Origin of the sequence: Ectopseudomonas guguanensis (assembly GCF_900104265.1) — a bacterium.
In the GTDB taxonomy this organism is placed as follows: Bacteria; Pseudomonadota; Gammaproteobacteria; order Pseudomonadales; family Pseudomonadaceae; genus Aquipseudomonas; species Aquipseudomonas guguanensis.
This window is the reverse complement of record NZ_FNJJ01000002.1, coordinates 480,171-506,151: the sequence shown is the minus strand read 5'-3', so window position 1 is coordinate 506,151 and position 25,981 is coordinate 480,171. Positions and strand designations below refer to the sequence as shown.

The 25,981-nt window shown below is 65.6% G+C and carries 23 protein-coding genes; 12 read left to right on the top strand and 11 right to left on the bottom strand.

What is annotated here, in order from left to right; genetic code table 11:
* The 3 genes from BLS61_RS23815 to BLS61_RS04730 all read right to left on the bottom strand — a co-directional run.
* A partial coding sequence (locus BLS61_RS23815; RefSeq protein ID WP_244157910.1) for a helix-turn-helix domain-containing protein occupies positions 1–231 on the bottom strand: 231 nt, incomplete at its 3' end.
* A 206-nt stretch (positions 232–437) separates the two neighbouring features.
* Positions 438–1,718, bottom strand: coding sequence for a lipid IV(A) 3-deoxy-D-manno-octulosonic acid transferase (waaA, locus tag BLS61_RS04735; protein ID WP_090428029.1), 1,281 nt, complete (start codon positions 1,716–1,718; stop codon positions 438–440).
* A gap of 43 nt (positions 1,719–1,761) precedes the next feature.
* Entirely contained in the window at positions 1,762–2,649 is an 888-nt protein-coding gene (locus tag BLS61_RS04730; RefSeq protein WP_090428026.1) for a LysR family transcriptional regulator, read from the bottom strand.
* Between the two features lie 89 nt (positions 2,650–2,738).
* On the opposite strand from BLS61_RS04730, the gene BLS61_RS04725 reads away from it, so the two are divergent.
* From BLS61_RS04725 to BLS61_RS04710, 4 genes are all read left to right on the top strand, one after another.
* Entirely contained in the window at positions 2,739–3,071 is a 333-nt protein-coding gene (locus BLS61_RS04725) for a DMT family transporter (RefSeq protein ID WP_090428023.1), read from the top strand.
* A gap of 107 nt (positions 3,072–3,178) precedes the next feature.
* The gene (locus tag BLS61_RS04720) at positions 3,179–4,354 is read left to right on the top strand and encodes an NAD(P)/FAD-dependent oxidoreductase (RefSeq protein ID WP_090428020.1); all 1,176 of its coding nucleotides are present in this window, start codon (positions 3,179–3,181) and stop codon (positions 4,352–4,354) included.
* Positions 4,351–5,160, top strand: a complete 810-nt coding sequence (locus tag BLS61_RS04715; protein ID WP_090428017.1) for an aldo/keto reductase — start codon at positions 4,351–4,353, stop codon at positions 5,158–5,160. The genes BLS61_RS04720 and BLS61_RS04715 overlap by 4 nt, the downstream gene beginning before the upstream one ends.
* Positions 5,161–5,304: 144 nt before the next feature.
* Positions 5,305–6,216, top strand: a complete 912-nt coding sequence (locus tag BLS61_RS04710) for a metal ABC transporter ATPase (protein WP_090428015.1) — start codon at positions 5,305–5,307, stop codon at positions 6,214–6,216.
* A gap of 98 nt (positions 6,217–6,314) precedes the next feature.
* Here the strand turns inward: BLS61_RS04710 and BLS61_RS04705 are convergent, their stop codons facing one another.
* Positions 6,315–7,835 carry an AhpA/YtjB family protein gene (locus tag BLS61_RS04705; protein ID WP_090428014.1) on the bottom strand — a complete coding sequence of 507 codons (1,521 nt, stop codon included), beginning with the start codon at positions 7,833–7,835 and terminating at the stop codon, positions 6,315–6,317.
* A 174-nt stretch (positions 7,836–8,009) separates the two neighbouring features.
* Between BLS61_RS04705 and serB the strand changes: the two genes are divergently transcribed.
* A complete protein-coding gene (gene serB, locus BLS61_RS04700) occupies positions 8,010–9,224 on the top strand; it encodes a phosphoserine phosphatase SerB (protein WP_090428012.1) in 1,215 nt (404 codons plus the stop codon).
* 63 nt (positions 9,225–9,287) lie between these two features.
* On the opposite strand, the gene BLS61_RS04695 is transcribed toward serB, so the two are convergent.
* The 5 genes from BLS61_RS04695 to BLS61_RS04675 form a co-directional block, all read right to left on the bottom strand.
* The gene (locus tag BLS61_RS04695; RefSeq protein WP_090428009.1) at positions 9,288–11,357 is read right to left on the bottom strand and encodes an EAL domain-containing response regulator; all 2,070 of its coding nucleotides are present in this window, start codon (positions 11,355–11,357) and stop codon (positions 9,288–9,290) included.
* A 62-nt stretch (positions 11,358–11,419) separates the two neighbouring features.
* On the bottom strand, positions 11,420–13,222 hold the full coding sequence (locus BLS61_RS04690) for a molecular chaperone (RefSeq protein ID WP_090428006.1): 1,803 nt from the start codon (positions 13,220–13,222) through the stop codon (positions 11,420–11,422).
* A gap of 165 nt (positions 13,223–13,387) precedes the next feature.
* Positions 13,388–14,248 carry an archaetidylserine decarboxylase gene (gene asd / locus BLS61_RS04685; protein WP_090428003.1) on the bottom strand — a complete coding sequence of 287 codons (861 nt, stop codon included), beginning with the start codon at positions 14,246–14,248 and terminating at the stop codon, positions 13,388–13,390.
* A 70-nt stretch (positions 14,249–14,318) separates the two neighbouring features.
* Positions 14,319–15,134, bottom strand: a complete 816-nt coding sequence (locus tag BLS61_RS04680) for a rhodanese-like domain-containing protein (protein WP_090428000.1) — start codon at positions 15,132–15,134, stop codon at positions 14,319–14,321.
* 43 nt (positions 15,135–15,177) lie between these two features.
* Positions 15,178–16,701: an HDOD domain-containing protein gene (locus BLS61_RS04675; protein ID WP_090427997.1), complete on the bottom strand. Its 1,524-nt coding sequence runs from the start codon at positions 16,699–16,701 to the stop codon at positions 15,178–15,180.
* A 119-nt stretch (positions 16,702–16,820) separates the two neighbouring features.
* Here BLS61_RS04675 and motA point away from each other — a divergent pair, with 119 nt between their 5' ends.
* Both motA and motB read left to right on the top strand, forming a co-directional pair.
* On the top strand, positions 16,821–17,672 hold the full coding sequence (gene motA / locus BLS61_RS04670; RefSeq protein ID WP_090427995.1) for a flagellar motor stator protein MotA: 852 nt from the start codon (positions 16,821–16,823) through the stop codon (positions 17,670–17,672).
* 3 nt (positions 17,673–17,675) lie between these two features.
* Positions 17,676–18,680, top strand: a complete 1,005-nt coding sequence (gene motB, locus BLS61_RS04665) for a flagellar motor protein MotB (protein WP_090427992.1) — start codon at positions 17,676–17,678, stop codon at positions 18,678–18,680.
* Here the strand turns inward: motB and rsgA are convergent.
* Positions 18,674–19,705, bottom strand: coding sequence for a small ribosomal subunit biogenesis GTPase RsgA (gene rsgA / locus BLS61_RS04660; RefSeq protein WP_090427989.1), 1,032 nt, complete (start codon positions 19,703–19,705; stop codon positions 18,674–18,676). The genes motB and rsgA overlap by 7 nt on opposite strands.
* Before the next feature lie 89 nt (positions 19,706–19,794).
* On the opposite strand from rsgA, the gene BLS61_RS04655 reads away from it, so the two are divergent.
* Positions 19,795–20,589: a class I SAM-dependent methyltransferase gene (locus BLS61_RS04655; RefSeq protein WP_090427986.1), complete on the top strand. Its 795-nt coding sequence runs from the start codon at positions 19,795–19,797 to the stop codon at positions 20,587–20,589.
* Positions 20,590–20,619: 30 nt separating this feature from the next.
* Positions 20,620–21,162, top strand: coding sequence for an oligoribonuclease (gene orn / locus BLS61_RS04650; RefSeq protein WP_090427983.1), 543 nt, complete (start codon positions 20,620–20,622; stop codon positions 21,160–21,162).
* 293 nt (positions 21,163–21,455) lie between these two features.
* Here orn and queG read toward each other — a convergent pair whose 3' ends face one another.
* The gene (gene queG, locus BLS61_RS04640; protein WP_090427977.1) at positions 21,456–22,520 is read right to left on the bottom strand and encodes a tRNA epoxyqueuosine(34) reductase QueG; all 1,065 of its coding nucleotides are present in this window, start codon (positions 22,518–22,520) and stop codon (positions 21,456–21,458) included.
* A gap of 61 nt (positions 22,521–22,581) precedes the next feature.
* Between queG and BLS61_RS04635 the strand changes: the two genes are divergently transcribed.
* From BLS61_RS04635 to BLS61_RS04625, 3 genes are read left to right on the top strand one after another with little or no spacing between them, the layout of a single operon-like run.
* Complete coding sequence (locus BLS61_RS04635; protein WP_090427973.1) at positions 22,582–24,081, top strand: NAD(P)H-hydrate dehydratase; 1,500 nt, start codon at positions 22,582–22,584, stop codon at positions 24,079–24,081.
* On the top strand, positions 24,069–24,536 hold the full coding sequence (tsaE, locus tag BLS61_RS04630; RefSeq protein ID WP_029766513.1) for a tRNA (adenosine(37)-N6)-threonylcarbamoyltransferase complex ATPase subunit type 1 TsaE: 468 nt from the start codon (positions 24,069–24,071) through the stop codon (positions 24,534–24,536). Before BLS61_RS04635 ends, tsaE begins: the two co-directional genes overlap by 13 nt.
* A gap of 10 nt (positions 24,537–24,546) precedes the next feature.
* Positions 24,547–25,974, top strand: a complete 1,428-nt coding sequence (locus BLS61_RS04625) for an N-acetylmuramoyl-L-alanine amidase (RefSeq protein WP_208598770.1) — start codon at positions 24,547–24,549, stop codon at positions 25,972–25,974.
* Positions 25,975–25,981: the final 7 nt, after the last annotated feature.

Here is a 25,981-nt window from a genome sequence, read left to right as displayed (position 1 = left end):
CACCGCTTGCTCCAGCCTCGGATCGCTGCGCCCTGGGCTGCTCAGGGGACGCCGGGACCGGTCCTGCAAACCGGCATCGCCATGCTCACGGTACCGATCCAGCCATTTGTAGCCAGTTCTAGGACTGATGCCATATCTCCGACAGAGCTCCCGCACATTACTTTCGGGCTGCCCCGCCAACAGAACAAACTCTCGCCTTATCGACATAGTGCTGCGCTCCGGCCACGGCATCTCTCGATCTCCCGATTCGATGAACACCGGTAGCCTAAATGCGTTACCTATGTCTCCCGACACCCGTTACCTATGTCTCCCGGCTGAACACCGCGCGCACCATGGGCATTGCGGTATGGGCGGTGGGCACAGGGCATAGGGTGGGGCGGATGGCGATCCGCTTTAGCCCACCAGCGGCGGCCAGTCTTGGTGGGCTGAAGCCCACCCTACCGATTGACAGCCTGCAGCAAGCGGCGCAAGCCACTCAGCAGGCGCTCCAGCGCGCCCTGGTTGGCCTTGAGTACGCTCAGGCCGGCCTGGTTCATGCGCTGCATCTCACCCGGCTCGCCCAGCAGCGTGGTAACCCTGTCCGCCAGTTGCTCGGCGTTTTCTACCTCGCCCAGCGCGCCGGCTTCACGCAACTGCGCAGCGATTTCCAGAAAGTTGTACAGATGCGGGCCGCTTAGCACGGGTTTGCCCAGGGCTGCCGGCTCCAGCAGGTTGTGCCCGCCGTTGGCCACCAGGCTACCGCCGACGAAGGCGATGTCCGCCAAGGCGTAGAGAAACAGCAACTCACCCATGGTGTCGCCCAGCAGCACCTGGTCGCCAGGCTGGACAGCTTCGCCCGTGGAGCGGCGGCGCGTCGTCAGGCCCTGATTCAGGCACAGCTCATGTACCGCGTTGAAGCGTTCGGGATGGCGCGGTACCAGGATCAGCAGCGCATCAGGGTGACTGCCAAGCAGCTGACGATGAGCGGCAAGGATGATCTCGTCTTCACCCGCGTGGGTGCTGGCGGCGATCCATACCGGGCGCTGCTCGGCGTGCCACTGACGACGCAGTTCGGCAGCCCGTTGCGGCAGCTCGGCTTCGATCTTCAGGTCGAACTTGATCGAGCCGGTCACTTCCACGCAGCCAGGGCGAGCACCCAGGTCGAGGAAGCGTTGCGCCTCGGTTTGAGTCTGCACCGCGATCAGCGACAGCTCGGCGAGCATCGGCGCGGTGAGTTTGGCAAAGCGTGCGTAGCCGCGCGCCGAGCGCTCGGACAGGCGCGCATTGGCCAGGGCTACGGGAATGCCGCGCTTGGCGCACTGGTGGATATGGTTCGGCCACAGCTCGGTTTCCATCACCACCGCCAGGCGCGGCTGTGTGCGGTCGAGAAAGCGTGCGGCGGCCCAGGGCAGGTCGTAGGGCAGGTAGCAGTGCTGCACACTGTTGCCGAACAGTGCCTGGATGCGCTCGGAGCCGGTCGGCGTCATGCAGGTGACGGTGATCGGCAGCTCGGGGTAATGCGCCTGTAGTGCGCGAATCATCGGCGCGGCGGCGATGCTCTCGCCCACCGAGACCGCATGTACCCAGATGCCGCCCGGTTTCATCGCCGGCAGGCCGAGGGAGAAGCGTTCGTTGATGCGCCGTGCGTAAGCTGGCGCCTTGCGTGCGCGCAGCGCCAGGCGCAGGGCGATCAGGGGCAGGGCCAGGTGCAGCAGCAGGGTGTAGATGAGTCTGTTCATGGGCGCGCAGCTTATCGCCGCCGGCGATGCGCTGGAAGGGCAGTCATGCCTGCGGCCGCAGCAGCTCACGCGCCAGGCAGTCGGCCAGCCAGCTTGCGGCGGGGCCGAGCGCGCCGTCGCGGCGGGTGACCAGTTCCACCACCAGCGGCAGCGGCGCCCAATCGCTGCGCAGCTCCTGCAGGTGGCCCTGGTAGGTCGGGTATTGCGCTACATGGCGCGGCAGCCAGGCCCAGCCAACACCGCGGATTACCAGTTCGGCCATGACGTAGAAGCTGTCGGCGCGCCACACCAGCGGGCCGATCTGCTCGCCGCCGGGGTAGTGACTGTCCTGCGGCGTCATCAGCAGTTGGCGATGTTCGGCCAGGTCGCGACGTTCGACAGTGGCGAGTCCGGCCAGCGGATGGTTCGGGCTGCATACCGTGACCATCTCGATGGTGCCCAGACGCTGGCTCTCCAGCTCCCGCGGCATCTGCTCGTGATGAAACAGCAGGCCCAGGTCCGCCTGGCGCTGCAGCAGCTTGCGCGCCACATCGCCCTGGGCGCCGCTGGAAAGCTGCACTTCCAGCAGGGGGAAGGCCTCGGCCAGCGCCTCCAGGCTGGCCAGCACCGGCTGGTAGGGCATGGCCTCGTCCTGCGCCAGGCGCAGCCGTGCTTCCTCGCCGCGGGCCAGGCCCAGTGCGCGGCCGTCGAGGCGCTGGCATTGCTGCAGCACGCTGCGCGCCTGCTCGAGCAGCGCGGCGCCGGCTTCGGTCAGTTGTGGCTGGCGCCCGCTGCTGCGTTCGAACAGGGTGACGCCGAGGTCGCTTTCGAGCAGGGCGATGGCGGTGCTGACGGCCGATTGCGCACGCCCGGTCTCGCGCGCCACGGCCGAGAACGAGCGACATTCGGCGGTGCGCACGAACAGGTGCAACTGATCGAGGTTCCAATTCATGGCTGACCTATCTCCCGGGCAGATAGGTAATCACTTTATCCCATCAGTGGAGTGCCTAGAATGGCGACCATCGTTCAGGAGTCGCCATCATGCCCGGATACCTCTATCTCGCCATCGCCATTGCGGCCGAAGTGGTCGCCACCACCTCGATGAAGGCCATCGACGGCTTCAACAAGCCTTTGCCGCTTCTGCTGGTGGTGGGCGGCTACGGCATCGCCTTCTGGATGCTGACGCTGGTGGTGCGCACCATTCCGGTGGGCATCGCCTACGCCATCTGGGCCGGACTGGGCATCGTCTTGGTCAGCATCGCCGCGATGTTCATCTACCAGCAAAAGCTCGACCTGCCGGCCGTACTCGGCATGGGCCTGATCGTCAGCGGCGTGGTGGTGATCCAGCTGTTCTCCAGTTCCACCGGCCACTGAAGCAGGCGCAAGCCAGAGGCTTGCGCTCTTGCCTGTAGCCTGCCGCCTGAAGCCTGCGGCCGCTGTGAGGGTTATACTGCGCGCCTGTTTTTCGCCGAGGCCCGTTCATGTCCCAGTCTCTCAGCACCGATGTCCTGATCGTCGGCGGCGGTATCGCCGGCCTCTGGCTCAACGCCCGCCTGCGTCAGCAAGGCTTTGCCACCGTGCTGGTGGAGCGCGGCAGCCTGGGTGGCGGGCAGAGCCTGAAGTCGCAGGGCATCATCCACGGTGGTGCCAAGTACGCCCTGCACGGTGCGCTGACCGGCGCCTCCGAGGCCATCGCCGACATGCCGCGGCGCTGGCGCGAGGCGCTGGCCGGCACCGGCGAGCTGGATCTGTCCGGCGTGCGCGTTCTCTCCGATGCCCATTACCTGTGGTCGCCCGGTACTCTGGCCGGCAACCTCACCAGCTTCTTCGCCAGCAAGGCGGTGCGCGGCCGCGTCGATCAGGTCAAGGGCGAGCAATTGCCCCCGGCGCTGCAGCATCCGAAGTTCAAGGGCAAGGTCTATCGCCTGGCCGAGCTGGTGCTCGACGTGCCGAGCCTGATCGCTCGCCTGGCCGAACTGGCCGGCGACGGACTGCTGGCTGCCGAGCGTATCGAGCCGCTGCAGGAACATGGCGAGCTGTGCGGGCTGATCGTCGATGGCCGCGAGATTCGTGCACAGCGCGTGGTGCTCAGTGCCGGCGCCGGTAACGCCGAGCTGCTCGCGGCGCTGGGGGTCGAGCAGCCAGCGCAGCAGTTGCGTCCCTTGCATATGGTGCTGGCCAAGGGGCCGGCGCTGAAGCCGCTTTACGCTCACTGCCTCGGCGGCGGACCCAAACCGCGGGTGACCGTCACCACCCATCCGGCGGCCGATGGTCAGTGGGTCTGGTATCTGGGCGGCGATCTGGCCGAAGCCGATGGCGTCGCCCGCGACGAGGCGGCGCAGATTCAGGCGGCGCAGAAGGAAATGGCAGCGTTGCTGCCCTGGGTCGACCAGAGCCAGACGCGCTGGGCCACGCTGCGTGTGGATCGCGCCGAACCCGCGCAGTCGGGCCTGGTGCGCCCGGACAACGCCTTTCTCGCCGAGCAGCAGCGCCTGTTGGTGGGTTGGCCGACCAAGCTGGCGCTGGCGCCGGACTTCGCCGATCGCGTGCTGGCCAGGCTGCAGCGCGAGCATGTGCAGCCGGCGGCTCATGCACCGCTGCCCGAACTGCCACGCCCGCCGCTGGGCCAGCCAGTCTGGGAGACGCTGCTGCCATGACCACGCTGCACGAGCTGTATCGCCCGCTGGGTTCCACCGGTCTGCGGGTTTCGCCGCTGGGCCTGGGCACGGTCAAGCTGGGCCGCGACCAGGGCGTGAAGTACCCCAACGGCTTCACCATTCCCGACGACGCCCAGGCTCGTGCCCTGCTGAATCAGGCGCGGGAGTTGGGCATCAATCTGATCGATACCGCGCCGGCCTACGGCGTCAGCGAGCAGCGTCTCGGCCCGCTGCTGCGTGGCCAGCGTGATCAGTGGGTGATCGTCAGCAAGACCGGCGAGGAGTTCGAGCAGGGCCAGTCGCACTTCGACTTCTCGCCGGCGCATACCCGTCTTTCGGTCGAGCGCAGCCTCAAGCGTCTCGAAACCGACCGCATCGATCTGCTGCTGGTGCATTCCGACGGCAATGACCTGGCGGTGCTGCAAGACACCGGCGTCTACCAGACGCTGGCCGAGCTCAAGCGCGAAGGCAAGATTCTCGCCTACGGCATTTCCGGCAAGACCGTCGAGGGCGGGTTGCTGGCGCTGCAGCAGGGCGACTGCGCCATGGTCACCTACAACCTCGGCGAACAGGGTGAAAAACCGGTATTGGACTACGCTGCCAGTCACGCCAAGGGCATTCTGATCAAGAAGGCGCTGGCCAGCGGCCACGCCTGCCTGGCCGAGGGGGTCGACCCGGTGCGTGCCAGTTTCGAACTGATCTTCGCCCATCCGGGCGTCAGCAGCGCCATCGTCGGTACCATCACGCCCACCCACCTGGCGGCCAACGTGGCGACCGTGGCCGCCGTGCTGCAAGGCCTTGGCTGAGGTTGCGGTCACGTCCTCTTACAGCCTCGGGTTGTATTGGGTGGCCGGCTTGGGGCAGCCTTGAGCGGTTTTCGCTTCAACCTGAGCCTCGCGTGAGCGCTGGTCGCCGAGCCGGCCCATGCCCAGACGGAACAAGGAGTCGAGATGCCGCGTACGCTGATCCGCAAGGACCCGAGTAACTTCAAGACCCTGCCGCTGTTCGTCGAAGCCAGCCCGGACGGCCTGAGCTACCAGAGCCTGGGACAGCCGCTGAACTTTCAGCAGATGCTCGAACGGCGTCGCCCGATCGAGGTGGCGGACAGCTCGCGCTTTTCCGTGGAGCTGGCCAATCTCGGCGTGTCGGTGCGCCTGACCCTGCGCCTGCAGGGCCGCGATTACTGGTTGCTGGTGCGCCAGCGCCGCCCCGATCGCGGCGACACCGTGCTCAAGCTGATTTCCGGCTACGTGCCGGCGCATGAACTCAACCTGCCGCTGCTCACCGCCATTCAGGAAGTGGCCGAGGAATGCCTGCTGGAAAGCGCCGATGGCTGGTTGAGCGGGCGTTTCGCCGATACCTGGCTGCCCACGCCCTATGAGGGCGCCCTGCGTTATCGCGAAGCCAGCCATTTTCGCCTCAGCCCGCTGTCCGGCGCGGCGCGCCCGGTGCAGTGCGGCAACCTCACCCTGCTGGAGCGGCCGCGCGCTTACGTACACCTGCCGACCGCGTCACTGCAGCTGGTCTATGACCTGAGTCTGGAGCTGCCGCGCGATGCCCGTCAGCTGAGCCTGTTCCACGTCGATGAGTGTCTGGAGGATGGCCGCCTGGTGGCGCGTCTGGAGCGTCGGCGACCGGATATCTACCTGCTGGCGCTGCAGCACGGTGTACCCAGCGGCGGTCTGTTCACCCTGCGCAAGGGCGAATTGCTGCCGGCCAGCACTCGCGGGTTGTGGCTGTCGGAGAGTTTTGCCGAGCAGGACGGCTGGCTGGTGCGTGATGAGCGGGTGCGCTGGAAGGACTGGCTGCGCCGCTGCGGTGTGCAGCCGCAGCAGCGGCGAGCGCTGGTCGGTGCGTCGTAGGGTATATCTCTTGGGGAACGCTGGTGCGCATGGCGCACCCTACGGGCCGTAGCGTCGCGTCGTAGGGTGCGCCATGCGCACCGCATTTGAACCGTCCGTCAGTGCGCCCGGCTTTCGTGCATGCGCGTCAGCTGTCGCTCCAGCAGCGCCGGATAAGGATCGAGCAGGCGCTCCACGCAGCTGGCCCCTTCCGGGCTGGCAATCGGGCGGATGCGCGCGCGCTGGCGAGCCAGCGCATCCTGGGCGACACGCTGTTCCACCAGCAGCAGGTTGCGGCTGTGCTGCGACAGGGCAAGGGCGTCCAGGGCACTGTCGCTGAGCAGCAGCTCGGCCTGGCCCAGTTCTTCCAGATCGTCGCCGAGGGTGAGGCCCAGCTGCAGTTGCAGGGTGATGCCGCTGTCGGCGACCTCGATCTGCAGCGCATGGCCGAGGGCGCGCATCAGCTCGCCGCAGCAGATGGCGTGGGTCAGGTAGTCCTCGCCGCACTCGCGCTCATGGAACAGCATCAGGCTGCTGCCGTCCTTGAGCGTGTGCAGTTGCCCCTGATACAGCGCGGCGGCCTGTTCCAGGCAACCGCGATAACGATCCAGCAGATCCAGCAGGCGCGTGCGCGGCAGGCGTCGCAGCTGTTCCTGAGCACCGAGCTGGATAGCCAGCACGGCGCTGGCCTGCGCCGGGCGCGGCGCCTTGGCGACGGGCGCAGCGACTTCGGGCTCATCGCGCAGATCGGCGAAGGGATCGTCCGGCTCTATCGAATCGGGCCAGGGCTTGAGCGCCTCGTCGTCGCTGTCCTGCTCATCGAAAGAATGCCCGGCGCGAGGCTGTTCCGGCTCGTCGTCGAAATGCTCGTCGTCTTCTTCCGGGAGATAGTCGTCGACATCCTCGAGCAGCGGCTCGTCATCCAGCTCCGGCTCGGGTTCCGGCTTTTCCGGTACCAGGCGGGCCTGCAGCTGGCGCGCCAGGTCGCCGATCTCGTCGTTGCGTCCCGCACCGGGGGCGGGATCGTCCGGGTCGCGCAGCCACAGGCGCATCTGCAGCAAGGGCGTGGAAATATGTCGGCCCAGGCGCATGCTCAGCGACAGCGTCAGGGCCAGCAGGATCAGGCTGAGAATGCCCATGCTCTGCAGGCTGATGGTCATCGGCTGCTGGAACTGACTCATGTCCAGGCTGATGCGCAACTGCCCGGCCATCACTTCCTGGAAGGTGATGGAGGTGGAATACAGGCCTTCGGTCTCGCCCAGCACGCTGCGGGTCGGGCGCGGGCCTGCCTCGGCGAGGATGCGGCTATCCACGCTGTAGATGGCCGCATGGGCCACCAGCGGGTTCTTCGCCAGGTTGTTGAGCAGCACATTGAGGCTGAGGATGTCGTTGGACACCAGCAGTTCGGTGGCCGAGGCCGCCGTCTGGGTGATCAGCGCCTGGCCGAGGGCGTCGGCCTGCTGCTGCATGGCCTGCTTGAACTGCATGCCCATGACCCAGGCATAGATGAGCATGGCCAGCGCCACCAGCAACAGGCTGTGGCTGGCGATGCGCAGCACCAGGGGCACCCGCCGCTGACGCAGCGCGTGAAAGATGATGAGGAAGAAATTGTCGGGTTTGACGGGCGCGGGCCGGTTCACAGAGCACGGCTCTTGTCGACTGAAGTTGCCGCGCAGTATAGCGAGCGGTCTGGAGCGGGCAAAGCGCATGGCTGCCCGGATCGAGGGGAAACTGGGTAGAATGTGCGCCTTTTCGTCGGCCGGCGGCTCATTCGCCGCTTGCCTGCCTCAATCGTTTGCCTTGGAGGGTGCGTCTTGCGCGAAATCGTCCTGATCAATATCACCGGCGAAGATCGCCCCGGACTCACCGCAGCCATCACCGGCGTATTGGCTCAGGGCGGGGTGAACATCCTCGATATCGGTCAGGCGGTGATCCACGACACCCTGTCGTTCGGCATTCTCATCGAAATTCCGGACAACGGTCGCTCCCAGGCTGTGCTCAAGGATCTGCTGTTCACCGCCTACGAGCTCGACCAGCAGGTGCGCTTCACCCCGGTGTCCGAAGAGGATTATCGCCAGTGGGTGAGCGGCCAGGGCAAGGCCCGGCATATCGTCACCCTGCTGACGCGCAAGGTCAGCGCCGAGCAGCTGCAGCGGGTCAGTGCGATCACTGCCAGGTACGGCCTGAACATCGATCATATCGACCGTCTTTCCGGGCGCATGCCGCTGGACATGCCGGCCGAGCAGGGCAAGGGCTGCATCGAGTTCTCCGTGCGCGGCGAGCCGGCCGATCCGGTGGCGCTGCGTGCCGAGTTCTTGAGCGTGGCTCAGGAGCTCAACGTCGACATCGCCTTCCAGCGCGACTCGGTGTTCCGCCGCAATCGTCGCCTGGCGGTGTTCGACATGGACTCGACGCTGATCGAGGCCGAAGTGATCGACGAACTGGCCAAGGCCGCCGGCGTGGGCGAGCAGGTGGCCGAGATCACCGAACGGGCCATGCGCGGCGAGCTGGATTTTCGCGCCAGCTTCAAGGAGCGCCTGGGCCTGCTGAAGGGCCTGTCGGAAGACGTGCTGGAAGAGATTGGCGCCTCGCTGCGCCTGACCGAAGGCGCCGAGGTACTGTTCGCCGAACTCAAGCGCCTGGGCTACAAGACCGCGATTCTCTCCGGCGGCTTCACCTACTTCGCCAAGCAACTGCAGGCGAAGCTGGGCATCGACTACGTGTTCGCCAACGAGCTGCAGATCGAGAACGGCAAGGTCACCGGTGTGGCCGTCGAGCCCATCGTCGATGCCCAGCGCAAGGCCGACCTGTTGCGTGAGCTGGCGCAGAAGGAAGGCTTGCAGCTGGAACAGACCATCGCCGTTGGCGATGGCGCCAACGACCTGCCGATGCTCGGCCTGGCCGGTCTCGGCGTGGCATTCCGCGCCAAGCCGCTGGTCAAGCAATCGGCCAAACAGGCGATCTCTACCCTCGGTCTGGATGGAATTCTCTACCTGCTCGGCTTTCGCGATCGCGAGGGGCAGGAATAAGCGCCGAGGTTCTGTCGGATACGAAAAAGCCGCCTGGACAGGCGGCTTTTTCATTGGCGGGATTTATTCGTCGCCGGCCGAGAAGTCGTAGTCCATCGACTGGCTCGGGCCCTGCAGGTAGTAACCCTGGATGAAGTTGACCCCCGCCTGCCACAGCGTTGCCAGCACGCTGGCGCTTTCGACGAAGGGCACGATGGTCAGCTTGGCCTGGGCGTGCAGGCTGCTGAGCAGGGTTTTCAGCGCTTCCTGATTGTCGGCATTGCTCAGATCCTGAGAGAACGAGCCGTCGACCTTGACGAAATCCACCTGCAGGTGCTTGAGCGTGTTGAACGGATTCAGGGCGCAGCCGAACTGGCTCAGGGCAACCTTGCAGTGCAGTTCCGCCAGGCCCTGGGTCAGCACCTTGGCCTGTTTCAGGTAGGTGATGGCATCCGGCTCGCCGAATTGGAATACCAGTGAATCCGATGGCAGGCGGGCGGCCTTGAGCGCCACGCTGAGCCAGGGCAGCAGGGTCTGATCCTGCAGGCTGGCGCTGGACAGGTGCACGAACAGGCGGGTGTTGTGGCCCTTGGCGCGGTGGTCGGCCAGCAGCTTGATCGAGTTGAGGATCACCCAGCGGTCGATCTTCTCGCCCAACCCGGCGTCCTTGGCGGCGGCGAGGAACTGCGCAGGCGGCACCTCTTCGCCCTTCGGGTTGAGCAGGCGCAGCAGCACTTCGTAGTGTTCGTGAGCATCGCCACGCAGGCTGATGATCGGCTGGAACAGCAGGCGGAAGCTGTTGTTCTCAAGTGCCTGCTGGACCATCGCCAGGAGGTTGCCGCGGTTGGCCGCTGCGGCCAGCTCATCAGCCGGGTTGAACAGCTTGATGGCGTTGCCGTCGCCAAGCTCGTCGGCGCAGCGGTGCGCACGATCGATGACTTCCTGGGCCTTGGCGGTCTTCTCGCTGAGGCCGGCGACGCCGATCGACAGGGTGGTCTGTGCGGTGCGGCCGCTGACGTCGAACAGGTGCCCTTCGACCTTCTTCAGCAGGGACGCCAGGTTGGCCTGGCACTGTTCGGGCGTCTGGCCTGGCAGCAAGGCGGCGAATACGTCGTCGCCGAAGCGGGCCAGCTGGGTTTCCGCCGGGAAATGGGCGCGCAGCAGGCCGGCCAGGTCGGTCAGCAGCAGGTCGATGCCGGCCAGGCCGATCTCGCCCTGCATGCTGGCATAGCGGTCGACGCGGATGTACGCCAGGGTCGAGGGCTGGCCGGTGCTGACGGCGCGCTCGGCGGCGTTGTCCATCAGTTCGAGGAAGTGGGTGCGGTTGAACAGGCCGGTGACCAGGTCCTGGCTGCTGATTTCACGCAGCTTCTCTTCCAGCTCGGCATTGGAGGTTTCCGCGCGGATCACCACCTGAATGCATGGTTCGCCATCGTAGGTGGCAGGCGAGAAGCTCATCTGCGCGGCGAAGCTGCTGCCGTCGGCGCGTACGCCCTGGCAGCCCAGCTCGGCATTGCCTTCGGCGCTCTGGTAGTTCTTCAAAAAATCCTTGAACGCCGCGTGATCGGCACTGGCGATCAGGTCGATCATCGGCATGCCTTCGAGCTCTTCGCCATCCTCGTAGCGGAACAGCTCCAGGTAGGCGCGGTTGGCGTAGATATGCATGCCGTCGTGGACGTAGGTGATGGCGTCCACCGAGCTTTCCAGCAGCAGCTGGCAGCGTTTTTCCGCTTCGCGCAGCGCCACTTCGGCGGCGCGACGGGCGCGGCGTTCCTCGAGGTTGGCCAGCTCGCGCTTGGCCACCAGCACCAAGCGTTCATCCTCGCCTTGGGGCAGGGCGTCCTGGGCGCCGAACAGCAGCGCTTCGGTGATGATCTCGGAGTCGTTGTCCGCCACCAGCTGGATGACCGGGATGTCCTTGGCCTGGCGGCGGATGGCGGTGATCGCCTCGCTGGGGTCGAGATGCTCGCTGCTCGGCGCGCAGATCAGAAGGTCCCAGGTCTGTTGCAGGGCTTCGGCCAGGTCATCGCTGGAAATCAGACGATGCACGCGGGTGGCGTGCCCGGCGTTGCGGAACAGACTGACCAGGCGCTCCGCTTCGTTCTGCGAGTCCTCGAGAATCAGCAGGCGGATGGTTTTTTTTTCGATGGCCATAGAGGGGTCATTACCGCGCCGAACGGACGCGAAAAGGCGACAAATGGTGAGTTCGCCGGAGCCTACAGCGACTTCCACAGCGAGTCAAAATCTTCCTCCCCGGCAGGCTTCTGGCTTTGCGAGGCTGTGACCGGTGTCCCGGCCGCAGGCTCTTCGATGCCCACGCGGTGATACTCGAACTGGCTGAAGCTGCCGGTGCTGACCTGCCTGCGGGTGAGCACCGCGCGGTGCTCTTCGTCATGGTCGTTGATCAGCACCTTGCTGCCTTCCTGGAATGGCAGGCGCGGCGTTATCAGGCTGGCTGGACGGGAAATGGCGCTGATCTCCGGCAACAGCAGGGCGCGCAGATACTGGCTGCTCTGCTCGCCCTTGCGCAGCAGCTGCAGGCCGCAGGGGCGCGCATGCGGGGCGATCAGTTCGATGCCCATTTGCGTGCCGCCACCGCGGACCTGACGAATCCAGCGCACGATGGCCACGCTCCAGCCCTGGCTGGGATTGTCCTGCACGCCCAGCAGTTCGCCGGCCTGCAGCTGGCTGGGTACCTCCTTGGGCCAGGACAGGCAATAGCCACCGGGGCTGTGGTTGATGATCGCCAGGGGAAAGGTCGGATAGTCCTCGCCGCTGTTCTCCGGCTGCGCCTGTTCACCCGGGGTGGCTCGGGTGTACTGAATCTCTTCGAAATGGATTTCGTCCGCAGCGCTGCGCTGGGCGTCGAAGGCGTTCGACCAGACGTCAGGCTCGCCAGTGGCCGGCTTGAACACGGCAGCGCCGATTTCCACGGGGCGCTTGAGCACTTCGCCGAACGAGCGGCGGCCGGAAAGGAAGAAATGCAGGGCGGTCATGCCGATGCACAGGGTCAGGTTGCCGTGGCCCGGGGTGCGCTGGAAGGTGCGCTCGGCGATGTCGCCCCAGGCTGCGGCAACATGCTGCAGCAGATCGAGGCTGACGCCCTCTGGAATCATCAGGCGTGATTTGCTGCGCTCTTCTTCCGGCAGCTCCAGGTATTCCTTGATGGCACCGACCAAGGGTTGCGTGTCGATGCCCAGCAGGTTGTGCAACTCGCTGTTCTGGTACAGCGACCTGTAGCGCGGCGGGCCGTCGATCTGCGGCGCCAGGACGAACAGGCTGTCGGGATGGTCGCCGGGCTGCAGCCTGATCAACGTGCTCCAGGGCTCCAGCGCCTCGGCCAGGCGGGCGATGCCGTTCTGGCGCATCTGGTTGGTGCGGGCGCAACCCAGCAGCAGTGCGGTGACGTAGGTTTGCTCGGTGCTCAGGCCCTGGGTGTGGCGAGCCAACGGGTCGCGAATGACCTGGCGCTGCAGGCGCTGCTCGCAGGCGATCTGGTACAGCTGGTGCAGCTCCAGCCAGAGCCCTTCGGGCACCGGGCAGTACAGCTGGCTGGCACGGATCAGCGGGCTGCACAGGCTGTGGCTGGCGCGCTGCAGGGATACGGCGAGGAGCTGGTCGCGGTCCTTGCCGCTACGGGCAAGGACGCGGGCGATGATCAGCTTGTAGCCGACAGCCAGGTGGTTCTGCAGGGCCTGGCAGAGGTTGGCGACCTTGCGTGGGCGCTCGTCGAGAACGATCGCCTGGTTGAGGAAGTGGCGCTCTAGATGCTGGCAGACGAAGCTGACTTCGGGGCGCAGCAGCTCAAGCAGTTGCAGGCGGTTTTCCGAGGGGGTGAGGAGTTGGTTGAGTTCCACCAGGCTCTGGTACAACTGGCGCGCGGTTTCACCGATGTTCGCCTTGGGCAGGCCTGCGATCCAGCGCTTGAGGTCGCGGGGACTGCCGTCGCAGAAGCTGAGGCTTTGCTTGCTCGGTGTGGGGACGCGTAACAGTTGCAGGTGGGGACTCTGTCTATCCATCAAACTCGGATACTCCGGCCACGCAAAAACGAGCGGCTCTAGTAATAGTCTTTCGAACTCTAGCAGCATCTGCCTGTGCTGGCAGCCCGTCCGCTTGGACGGGCTGCCACGCCAGAGTACGGATCTATGACCGAACGGTCGAGATGCGGTTCCTTTCTCGATGGATCAGCCCCGGGCGTTGCCCAGCAGTTGGCCCATGCGCACCGCGCTGCCGGCGCACAGCTGATCGGCCCACTGCACCTGGTTCGGGCCGAACAGGACGATGGCCGTGGAGCCCAGCTTGAAGCGGCCCATTTCCGCGCCCTTGGCCAGTTCGATCGGCGCGCGGGCTTCGGCGTCGTAGCGCGTGCTCTTCAGCTCGCGCTTGGGCGGCGTGACCAGGCCGGCCCATACCGTCTCGATGCTGGCGACGATCATCGCGCCGACCAGTACCACGGCCATCGGCCCGCGCTCGGTATCGAACAGGCAGACCACGCGCTCGTTGCGGGCGAACAGTTCCGGCACGTTTTCCGCCGTGGTCTGGTTCACCGAGAACAGGCGGCCCGGCACATAGACCATCTCCTTCAGCGTGCCGCCCAGCGGCATGTGGACGCGGTGATAGTCCTTCGGCGAGAGGTATACGGTGGCGAACTGGCCACCCATGAAGGGCGCTGCGCGCTCGGCATCGCCGCCCAGCAGTTCGACGGCGCTGAAGCTGTGACCCTTGGCCTGGAAGATACGGCCGTGCTCGATGGCACCGAGCTGGCTGATCGCACCGTCGGCCGGGCTGAGGATGGCGCCGGGGGTTTCGTCCAGCGGGCGCGCGCCTGCCTTCAGGGCGCGGGTGAAGAAGGCGTTGAAGTGCTCGAAGGAGCGCAGGTCTTCGTTCTGCGCTTCGCTCATATTGACCTGGTACTGCTTGGCGAACCAGGTGATCAGCGGATTCTTCAGCCAGCCGATGCGGCATTCGGCCACGCAGCCGATCAGGCGCGACAGCAGGTGATGTGGCAGCAGGTACTGGCTGAGGATAAAGAGACGTTGTTTCATCGTGTTTCCTTGAGGGTTCTGAACCGGCGCTGGCGTGGCCAGGCCGGATGCGACTCGATTGTCGACGGACTCAGCGTTCGATGGGCGTGTCGGGCAGGTTGCCCCATTCCGACCAGGAGCCGGCATAGGCCTTCACCCGCGGATAACCGAGCGCCTTGGCCACCACATAGCTGAAGCCTGAGCGGCGATGGGTCTGGCAGTGGGTGATCACTTCCTTGTCCGGTGTGATGCCCAGGCTTTGCAGTACTTCACCGATATCCGTGCGGATACGCATGCCTCGCTGCGGATCCATGCCTGCGGTCCATTCGAAATGGGTGGCGCCGGGGATGTGTCCGCCACGCGCCGAACTCAACTTCTCGCCGCGGTACTCGTCCGCACCGCGCACGTCCCAGATGGCCAAATCGGCAGCTCCCAGGCGTGACTGCAGATAGTCGCGGGTGGCGGTCGGGGCGTCGCTCAGAGTCAGCGTCACTTCGCTGCGGGCGACTGTGGGCACGTCCTGGCTCAGTGCCAGCCCGTCGCCGATCCAGGCCTGCAGACCGCCGTTGAGAAAGTGATGGCGCTGATGGCCGATCACGTCCAGCAGCCATATAAAACGGCCCGCCCAGGGACCGCCTTCATCGTCGTAGACCACGTAGGTGGCGTGCGGATGGTGGCCGAGATCGGCGAACAGCGCCTCGAGCTGCGCGCGCTCCGGGAGCAGGCCGGGCGCGGGCGGCAGGCCCAGTTGCGTGCGTTTGGCATCCACCCAGCGCGCTCCGGGAATGTGGCCGGCGGCGTAGCGCGCTGCGCTGCTCAGGTCGAGCAGGATCAGATCGGCCGCGTCCAGGCGCTCGGCCAGTTCGTTCGGTTCGATCACCAGCGGCAGGTTGTCGAAGGCGGACATGACGGCCTCCTCGTATGAAAAGAGGTCGATTGTAGCGGACTCTTCAGTGCGCGCGTCTGGAAAAGCTGCTCAGGGCGCGCTCGATGCACTGCGCGGTCTTGGCGAAGGCCTGCAGGCTGACGTCATTCAGCGGTTGGCCGCCCTGGTCGGCCACCACCAGCATCACCACGCGGCCATTGCTGGCCACAGAACGCAGCAGCAGGTGTTCGCTGGGGAACAGCGCCTTGAGGTTGCCCGGCAGCAGGGCGGAGAACTGCGCCATGTTGCCGGGTGTGAGGCGCAACTGGCCCGGCTCGGCGAGCAGGCGTTTCAGCACCTGGCTTTGCGCCGGGTCGAGACTGAGGCTCGCCGCGCCGGCATCCAGGCCGGCCTGTTGCTGGGTCTGCAGGCGGGTGTGATGACGGTCGGCAAGCAGCAGCAGGACGCGCTTCAGGCCGCAGGCTTGCAGCGCATCGCGAGCGCACGCCGTCAGTTGCGGCACGTTGGCGAAGCTGCTGGGCTCGGCCAGCAGGCGCGCGCAGTGCTGCCGCCAGACGGTGAGATCGTCACGTTTGGGCGGTGGCGGGGCGCTGACGGCAGGCTTGAGGCGATGGGCGTCCCATGGCCAGATCAGGGCCTGGGCCGGATGCCAGAGCGCCGCGTCGTGGATCAGGCGGGCGCTGCTGACGGCGTGCTGGTGCACCTCCTGCTGCAGCTCGCTTAGGGGCATCTGCAGGTACAGCCCGGTCAGGCGCTGCCAGCGCAGGTTGTGCGCGGTGTCCCAGGCGTGGTGCGCCGATACCGCCAGGCCGTTGGCCAGCAGCACGCAGTTGCTTGGCTGGGTGAGCCAGTGACGCAGGGCCGTGTCTTCGTCGAGCATCTGCTGCTGATGCAGCGGATGTTCGTTATCGCGGGCGATGTGCAGCGCCTTGACCAGTTGCCGGCGGTCACGCTCCAGTAGGCGATAGCCGCGCACGATCCACTCCGGCAGGCGCCAGCGTTCGGCCAGCTTGAGGCACAGTTGAATCAGGCCGACACCGAGCAGCTCCTTCTCCACCGCGGCGGGTCGCTCGCCCTTGAGCAGCACGCGTTGCTCCCAGGCCTCGAGCAGGTGTGGATGGGCACACAGCAGCGGCCACATCGGCGCGAGAAACAGCAGGCTGCAGCCATGCAGCTCGTTCCACAGGCGCGCCAGGCGTGCGCCGAACAGGCCGCGTGCCTGTTGGCTGGCGTGCTGGCTGATCAGCAGTATCTGGCGAAACGCCAGGGGGATTTCGTTCTCGGGCAGCGCCGGAGCCTGGTTGAGCAGCGTTTCGCAGCGGCTCAGGCCCAGTCGTGAGAGCGCGGTTTCGACGCTTTCGGCCGGATCGCTGAGGCTGTTGCTCGACTGGTTGGCTTCGCGCAGCACCTGCAGGGCGAAGGATGGGCTCGCTTCGATCGTCTCGGCGATTTCGCGCCAGGTGCGGCGGCTGTCACCCAGGACGCGGCGTATGCGCGCATGTTGCTGCTGCTCGATTGGCAGCGGCAGCTTGCCCAGTTGTTGTACCCAGGCGTCCAGAGTGCGTGGCAGGGGCTTTGACGTCGACATATTGGCTCGAGTCGAACTGGCTTTTGACCATAACTGGCTATAGTCTGGCGTATAAGTTCCGATAATTAGAAGGGTTGTTTTTAATAACCCATCCTCTGGGCTCTGCAAGCGTTTATTTTATGGTAAGAATCATAGGTATCGTTGTTGTTTTTGGCTGCGTGCTCGGCGGGTTCATTCTCTCGGGCGGCAAGTTCATGGCATTGGTCCACCCCTTCGAAGTTCTGATCATCGGCGGTGCGGCGCTGGGGGCCTTCCTGCAGGCCAACCCCGGCAGCATGTTCATGACGGTGTTCAAGAAGTCGCTGAGCATGTTCGGCAGCCGCTTCACCCATACCTACTACCTGGAAGTGCTCAAGCTCCTGTACGAGATCCTCAACAAGAGCCGCCGTGAAGGCATGATGGCCATCGAAGCGGACGTCGAGGACCCCAACGCCAGCCCGATCTTCAGCAAGTATCCGGGGGTGCTCAAGGACGCGCGCATGACGGCGTTCATCTGCGACTACCTGCGCATCATGTCCTCCGGCAACATGGCCCCGCACGAGCTGGAAGGCCTGTTCGACATGGAGCTGGCCAGTCTCAAGGAAGAAGTCGAACACCCCGCGCACGCGGTGGCCAAGGTCGCTGACGGCATGCCGGCCATGGGTATCGTTGCGGCGGTGCTGGGTATCGTGATCACCATGTCGATCCTGGCCGAGGCGGACAACGCGCAGATCGGTGAGAAGGTGGGCACGGCGCTGGTCGGTACCTTCCTCGGCATTCTCGCTTCCTACGGCTTCTTCGGCCCGTTGTCCAATGCGCTGGAGCATGATGCCAAGGAAGAGCTGAACCTCTACGAAGCGATCAAGGCGACCCTGGTCGCTTCCGCCTCGGGCATGCCGCCGACCCTGGCTGTGGAATTCGGGCGCAAGGTGCTGTATCCGGCCCACCGGCCGAGTTTCAGCGAGCTCGAACAGGCCATGCGCGGCAACTAAGCCATGGAAAACAACCAACCCATCATCGTCAAGCGGGTCAAGAAGACCGCGGGCGGGCACCATGGCGGTGCCTGGAAGATCGCCTTCGCCGACTTCGCGACGGCCATGATGGCGTTCTTTCTGGTGATGTGGCTGATGACTTCGGCCACGCCAGAGCAGAAGAAGGCCATCTCCGGTTACTTCCAGGACCCCATCGGCTTCACCGAAAGCGCCAGCCCCTACGCCATCGACCTCGGCGGCACACCGACGCCGGCGCCCGAGCGCACCCTCAACCCGGACATATCCGAAACGCCGGAGAGCCAGCCGGACGAGACGGGCGTCAGCACCGATCAGATCGAAACCCTGGCCGAGAAGATGGAGCAGGAGCGCCTGGAGCTGCTGTTGCAGGAGCTGCAGAACAAGGTCGAGGAAAACCCCGAACTGCAGCGCTTCAAGGATCAGATTCTGTTCGAGATCACCCAGGACGGCCTGCGCATCCAGATCATGGATGCCGAGAACCGACCGATGTTCGCCCTCGGCAGTGCCAACCTGCAGCCGTACTTCGAGGACATCCTGCTGGCCATGGCCGACACCATTCGCGCAGTGCCGAACAAGATCAGCATCAGCGGCCATACCGATGCCAAGCCCTTCGTCGGGCGTGGTGATTTCGGCAACTGGGAGTTGTCCTCCAACCGCGCCAACGCCGCGAGGCGGGTGCTGGTGGCCGGCGGCTATCCGGACGAGCAGGTGGCGCGGGTGGTCGGCTACGCCTCGTCGGCCTTGTTCGATCGCGAAGACCCGTTCAATCCGGTCAATCGGCGTATCGATATCGTCGTGCTGACCAAGAAGGCGCAGCGCGCGATCGAGGGCGAACAGGGCGCGAACGGGGAGCCGCCCGCGCAGGAGCAGGCCCCTGCACCCGCGCCGTCACAACGCCCCGCCGAGGCGCTGCCAGCCGATCAGTTGCGTGAACGGCTGAATATCTTCGAAAGTGGCAACAGCCCGCTCGATCAGCTGAACAATCAGTAGTCGTCCTGCGGCAGGCTGGCGACGATGTGTCGGTAGCTGGCCATGCGCTGCGGCTGCACGCGACCGTCTTCCAGCGCCTGCAGCAGTGCGCAGCCCGGCTCGCGGTCGTGCTTGCAGTCGCGAAAACGGCAGCGGCCGAGCAGGTCGTGGAACTCGATGAAGCCTGCCTCCACGTCATCCCGGCTGACATGGCCGAGGCCGAATTCGCGAATCCCGGGAGAGTCGATCAGCTGGCCGCCACCGGGAAAGTGGAACAGCCGCGCGGTGGTGGTGGTGTGTGTGCCCTTGCCGGTCAGCTCCGACAGCGCGCCGACGCGGGTGTCGACGCCGGGCAGCAGGCCGTTGACCAGGGATGACTTGCCCACCCCGGACTGGCCGACGAATACGCTGACGTGGCCGTCCAGGCGCTTCTTCAGCTGCTCCATGCCATCGCCGTGATGGGCCGAGACTTCCAGCAGCGGGTAGTCCAGCTGACGATAGACCTTGAGCAGGGCGTCCAGCGCCACCTGGTTCTGCTCGTCGATCAGATCGGCCTTGTTCAGCAGCAGCAGCGGGCGAATGCCGGCATGTTCGGCGGCCACCAGATAGCGGTCGATCAGATTGGCGTGCGGTTCGGGCAGGGGGGCGAAGACGATGACGATCTGGTCGACGTTGGCCGCCACCGGTTTGAGCTGGCCGCGCATGTCCGGGCGGCACAGTTCGCTGTTTCTCGGCAACTGCGCGACGATCACGCCGTCGCCCTGATTGCCGGGGCGCCAGACCACCTGATCGCCGGTGACCAGGGCCGGCAGGTTGGCGCGAAGATGGCAACGAAACACCTGACCGGCCAACTCGCCCTGCAAACCTTCGATTTCCACCTGTACGCCAAAGTGCGCGATCACCAGGCCGGTCTGCTCCGGACCCAGATCGCCGCCTTCCAGTGCTTCCACGGCGCGTGATTCACGTTTGGCTGCGCGGGCGGCGCGTTCGCCCTGAATCTTTTCGATGCGCCAGCTCTGGCGGCGGTTGAGTTGGCGTTTGGCCATGAAGCATCCGGGTGTGGTGGAGTGTTGATCGCGGCGAGTTTAGCATGAGCGCTCGGTGGCCATTCGGCTGCCAGCAATGGGGGGCGGCAATGACGACAGGCGGGGAAAGAGCAGTGCTGCGGCTGCCTGTGTTGCGCGCGCTCCTGGCGCAGGGGCTGGCCGCGGCGCTGATGGTGGTACTGGTGTACCTGCTGGCGTTGTTGCCCTGGCGCCTGTCGCTGTTCTCGGTGGCGTTGTTGCAAGGCATCCTGGCTGCTGCCATAGGCTGGCGTCTGGGCTTGTCGCGCTGGTGGCTGTGGATCAATCTGGCGTTTTTGCCCGCGCTGTTGCTGGCGCAGCGCGCCGATTTGCCGGCCTGGCTGTTCCTGCTGGGCTTCGTGCTGCTGTTGCTGGTCAACTGGAACAGTCTGCGCGAGCAGGTGCCGCTGTACTTGAGTGGGCGCAAGGCGCAGCAGCGTCTGCAGCAGTGCCTGAGCGAACGGGAGCCGACACTGCGTTTCGTCGATCTTGGTTGTGGTACGGCAGGGATGCTGCTGCAGTTGGCCCGGCAGTTTCCGCGCGGGCAGTTCGTTGGCGTGGAAACGGCGCCGCTGCTGTTCGTGCTTGCCTGGCTGCGTTGCCTGTTTCAGGAGAATTGCAGCATCCGCTATCGCAGTCTGTGGCGCACCGACCTGAGTGAGTTCGACGTCGTCTACTGCTTTCTCTCGCCGGTGCCGATGCCGCAGCTCTGGTTCAAGGCGCAAGCCGAGATGCGCGCCGGTAGCTGGCTGGTCAGCAATACCTTCGAAATTCCCGGCGCGCCGGCCGATCGGCTGTTCGAGGTCAACGAAGGGCGGCAAACCGTGCTGTTTCTCTGGCAGATGAAGGGTGCGGTTATCCGCTAGAATTGGCGCCTGAGCCAAGGAGTCCTGAGCATGCAAAACCCCAACAACCTGATCTGGATCGATCTGGAAATGACCGGCCTTGAGCCGGAACGCGACGTGATCATCGAGATGGCCACCATCGTCACTGACAGCGAGCTGAACGTGCTCGCCGAAGGTCCGGTGATCGCCATTCACCAGAGCGACGAGACCCTGGCCGGCATGGACGAGTGGAACACCCGCACCCATGGCCAGAGCGGCCTGACCCAGCGCGTGCGCGAGAGCAGGATCGACACGGCGGCGGCGGAGGCGCAGACCATCGCTTTCCTTGAGCAGTGGGTGCCGAAGGGCAAGTCGCCGATCTGCGGCAACAGCATCGGTCAGGATCGCCGCTTCCTGTACAAATACATGCCGGCGCTGGAGGCGTATTTCCACTACCGCTACCTGGATGTCTCGACGCTGAAGATCCTCGCCGGCATGTGGGCACCGCAGGTCAAGGACAGCTTCCAGAAGACCGCCACGCACCAGGCGCTGGATGATATTCGCGAGTCGATTGCCGAGCTCAAGCACTATCGTCAGCATTTCCTCAAGGTCTAAAAGCGGCCGCAGGCTGAGAGCAAGAGCGCCCGGGAGCCCTTGAAAGCTCTGTGCTCATCTTCACGCTGATAGCCTGTAGCCTGTAGCCTGTAGCCTGTAGCCTGTAGCCTGTAGCCTGTAGCCTGTAGCCTGTAGCCTGTAGCCTGCGCCGTGCGCACCGTGTGGCCGGCCAGTGGCGGCTCCCGGTGCGCGCGGCGCACCCTATGTGCTTCCGCACTGCTGGTGGCGCTTCGGTGCCGTAGCCCGGATGCAATCCGGGAAAGGGGCGGCGCTATTCCCGGATTACATCCGGGCTACAGAGCGCCGTGTCGCTCCAGTGCCCACGCCACATGCTCGCGCACCAGCTCCGACGGGTGCTCGCGGCGCGCGTTCAGAGCCTGCAGCACCGGAATGGTCGAGGGCGCATTGCCCAGGCCGACTGCCAGGTTACGCAGCCAGCGCTCGTAGCCGGCGCGGCGCAGCGGCGAGCCCTCGGTGCGGCTGAGAAACTCCTCTTCCGTCCACATGAATAGCTCGGCCAGGGAGCTGTTGTCCAGGCCGTGGCGTGGCTGGAAGTCACCCTGCTCGGTGGCGCGGGCGAAGCGATTCCAGGGGCAGACGATCTGGCAGTCGTCGCAGCCGAAAACCCGGTTGCCGATGGGCGCGCGCAGTTCCACCGGGATCGAGCCCTTCAGTTCGATGGTCAGGTAGGAAATGCAGCGCCGCGCATCCAGCTGGTAAGGGCCGGCGAAGGCGGCGGTGGGGCAGATGTCCATGCAGGCGCTGCAGCGCCCGCAGTGTTCGCTGCCATGTGGCGCATCGACCGGCAGCGGCAAGTCGACGAACAGCTCGCCGAGAAAGAAATAGCTGCCGGCCTTGCGATTGAGCACCAGGGTGTTCTTGCCGATCCAGCCCAGCCCGGCCTTTTCGGCGATGGCCTTTTCCAGCACCGGCGCGCTGTCGACGAAGGCACGATAACCGAACGGGCCGATCTGCTGCTGGATGCGCTCGGCCAGCTGTTGCAGGCGTTTACGGATCAGCTTGTGGTAATCGCGGCCCAGCGCATAGCGCGACACGTAGGCCTGTTCCGGCTCGCTCAGGCGTTGGGCCATCTGCGTATCGCCAGGTAGATAGTCCATGCGCAACGACACCACACGCAGCGTGCCGGGTACCAGCTCCTGCGGACGCGAGCGCTTGTCGCCGTGGGCGGCCATATAGTCCATTTCGCCCTGATAGCCCGCTGCCAGCCAGCGCTTGAGGTGCGCCTCGTGCTCGCCCAGCTCGACATCGGTGATGCCGACCTGCTGGAAACCCAGCTCGCGCCCCCAGTCCTTGATGGACAGGGCCAGGGCGTCGAGATCGAGAGGGTGGTCGGACATGAGGCGGGCGCAGGCGGTGGAGGTGGGTATAATTCTGCCAGACATCCGTCGCGAGCGAGCCATGCATTCACTTTCCGTGTCTTTACCCTCGAGCCTGCACAGCGCCGAGCAGGTGCGCGCACTCGATGCGCAAATGATCGCAGCCGGCACGCCGGGTTTCGAACTGATGCAGCGCGCCGCCCATGCCGCCTGGCGCGCCTTGCGTCGGCGCTGGCCGGAGGCCGGTGAAATCACCGTGCTGGCCGGGCGTGGCAACAATGCCGGTGACGGCTATCTGGTCGCTGCCCTGGCGCAGCGCGCCGGCTGGCGTGTAAGGGTGCTGGCCGTTGGCGATCCCGCTGCGTTGGTTGGTGATGCCGCTCTGGCCTGCGCCGAGGCCAGGGCGACAGGCGTGGACGTTCTGCCCTGGAGCGAATGCGCGCCAATGGCAGGCGTCGTGGTCGATGCATTGCTCGGCACGGGCCTCAGCGGTGCGGTGCGCGAGCCTTATGCCCAGGCGATTCGCCTGCTCAACCAGAGCGGTCTGCCGGTGCTGTCTGTGGATATTCCCTCCGGTTTGCATGCCGACAACGGCGCGCAGCTGGGTGTTGCGGTGCGCGCCGATCTGACCGTGACCTTCATCGCGCTCAAGCTCGGCCTGTTCACCGGCGTCGGCCCCGAGCTGCGCGGCGAGCTGCAGTTCGATGACCTGCAGGGCGATGCGCAGCTGCTGGCGGCTGCTCCCGGCGTCGCGCAACGGCTCGATCCCGCCAATCTGCCGCGTCTGGCCGCGCGTTCGCCGGTGGCGCACAAGGGGCAGTTCGGCCATCTGCTGGTGATCGGCGGCGATCTGGGCATGGGCGGCGCTGCGCTGCTCAGCGCCGACAGCGCGCTGCGTGCCGGTGCCGGCCTGGTTTCGCTGGCGACACGCGCCGAGCACGTTACGGCGGCTCTGGTGCGGCGGCCGGAAATCATGAGTGCGGGGGTGGCCTCGGCCAATCAGTTGCTGGCCCTGGTTGAGCGCGCCGATGTCTGTGTGGTTGGGCCGGGGCTGGGGCAGGCCGCCTGGGGGCGCAGCCTGCTGTCTGGCGTGTCGGGCATCAAGCAGCCGCAGGTGTGGGATGCCGACGCGCTGAATCTCCTTGCTGCCGGTCAGGTCGCAGCGCCACGCCAGGGTGTGTTGACGCCGCATCCTGGCGAAGCGGCGCGCTTGCTGGGTATTGATACCGCAGCGCTGCAGGCGGACCGGCCCGCGGCGGCGCGCGCTCTGGCGCAGCGTTTCGGTCTGGTGGTCGTGCTCAAGGGCGCCGGCAGCCTGGTCGCCGCGCCGGACGGCCGCCTGGCGTTGTGCGATCGCGGTCATCCGGCCATGGCGGGTGCGGGGCTGGGAGATGTGCTGGCCGGCTTGATCGGCGCGCTGCTGGCGCAGGGCATGGCACCCTTTGAAGCCGCCTGCCTGGCGGTCTGGTTGCATGCGAGGGCTGGTGAAGTGCTGGCCGCGCAGGGGCGTGGGCTGGCTGCCGGTGATCTGCCCTGCACCATTCGTCAGTTACTGGAGGAATTGTGTCCTTGTGTGAAGTGAAGCTCGAGGCGGCCGATGAGGCTGCCATGCTGGCGTTGGGTGCTTCGATCGCCGAAGTCAGCGGTGGTGTGGGCACCATCTATCTGCACGGCGACCTGGGTGCCGGCAAAACCACCCTGTCACGCGGCATTCTGCGTGGCCTGGGCCACGCCGGGGCGGTCAAGAGTCCGACCTTTACCCTGGTCGAACCCTATGAAATCGGCGAGGTGCGCGCATTCCATTTCGACCTCTACCGCCTGGTCGATCCGGAGGAGCTGGAGTTTCTCGGCATCCGCGACTACTTCGAAGGCAATGCCCTGTGCCTGATCGAATGGCCGCAACGCGGCGCAGGCGTTTTGCCAAAGCCCGACCTGGACATTACCATTAGCCCCCAAGCGAGCGGCCGTTCGCTGTTGCTGCAGGGGCATGGGGCTCGAGGGGAGGCCTGGTGCAAGGCCCTGAGCGGCAAGCAATGAATAAGACGTGATGGGGTTGGTTATGCGCACAGGCGCGCTGGTTACCGCTGTGGGGGTATTGTTGGCGGCCCTGGCTGCCGAGGTGCTGGCTGCCTCCGATGTGCGCGGCGTGCGCCTGTGGCGCGCGCCGGACAACACCCGCCTGGTCTTCGATCTGTCCGGCCCGGTGCAGCACAGTGTGTTCACCCTGGCAGCGCCCGATCGCATCGTCATCGACGTTACGGGGGCCAAGTTGGCCACCAGTCTCGATCAGCTTTCCCTCGCCAACACCCCGATTACCGGCGTGCGCTCGGCGCAGCGCAGCGCAGAAGAGCTGCGCGTGGTCATCGACCTGTCGGCGCCGGTTTCGCCGAAGAGCTTCACCCTGGCGCCGAACCAGCAGTATGGCCATCGCCTGGTGGTCGATCTGTTCGATCAGGGCAGTGCGCCGCCCGCTGCCCAGACGCCCAGCGTTGCCGCCAGCGCGCCGCCCGTGCCCGTCACCCCCACCCAGCCGCCGCCCAAGTTGACGCCCGTACCCAATGGCAAGCGTGACATCGTGGTTGCCATCGATGCCGGTCACGGGGGTGAGGACCCGGGCGCGCTATCGCCGGTCAAGGGGCAGTACGAAAAGAACGTGACCCTGGCCATCGCCAGAGAACTGCAGCGGCAGATCAACGCCGAGAAGGGCTTTCGTGGCGAGCTGGTGCGTACCGGCGACTATTTCATTCCGCTGCGCAAACGCACCGAGATCGCGCGCAAGAAGGGCGCCGATCTGTTCGTCTCGATCCATGCCGATGCTGCGCCACGCTCTTCGGCGTTCGGCGCCTCGGTCTATGCCCTGTCGGAACGCGGTGCGACTTCCGAGACCGCTCGCTGGCTGGCCGACGCCGAGAACCAGTCGGACCTGATTGGCGGTGCCGGTAACGTCAGCCTCGACGACAAGGACAAGATGCTTGCCGGTGTGCTGCTGGATCTGTCGATGACCGCATCGCTGTCTTCCAGTCTTAACGTGGGGCAGAAGGTGCTGTCGAACATGGGCAACATCACCCCGCTGCACAAGCGCCGCGTCGAACAGGCGGGCTTCATGGTGCTCAAATCCCCGGATATCCCATCGATCCTGGTGGAAACCGGCTTCATCTCCAATCCCAACGAGGCGAAGAAGCTGCACACTGCCAGCCATCAGCAGGCGCTGGCGCGCTCGATCACCACCGGGGTCAAGCAGTTCTTCCACGAGAATCCACCGCCCGGCACTTATGTCGCCTGGCTGCGTGACGAGGGCAAGATCGCCGCCGGCCCACGCGAGCACGTGGTGGCGAGTGGCGAAAGCCTGGCGCTGATCGCCCAGCGTTACCAGATCAGCCTGGCTGCCCTGCGCAGCGCCAACAAGCTCAATGGCGACGTGATCAAGGTCGGCCAGACATTGCAGATACCGGCCACGTCCCTGGCGGCCCAGTAGTGAGTGT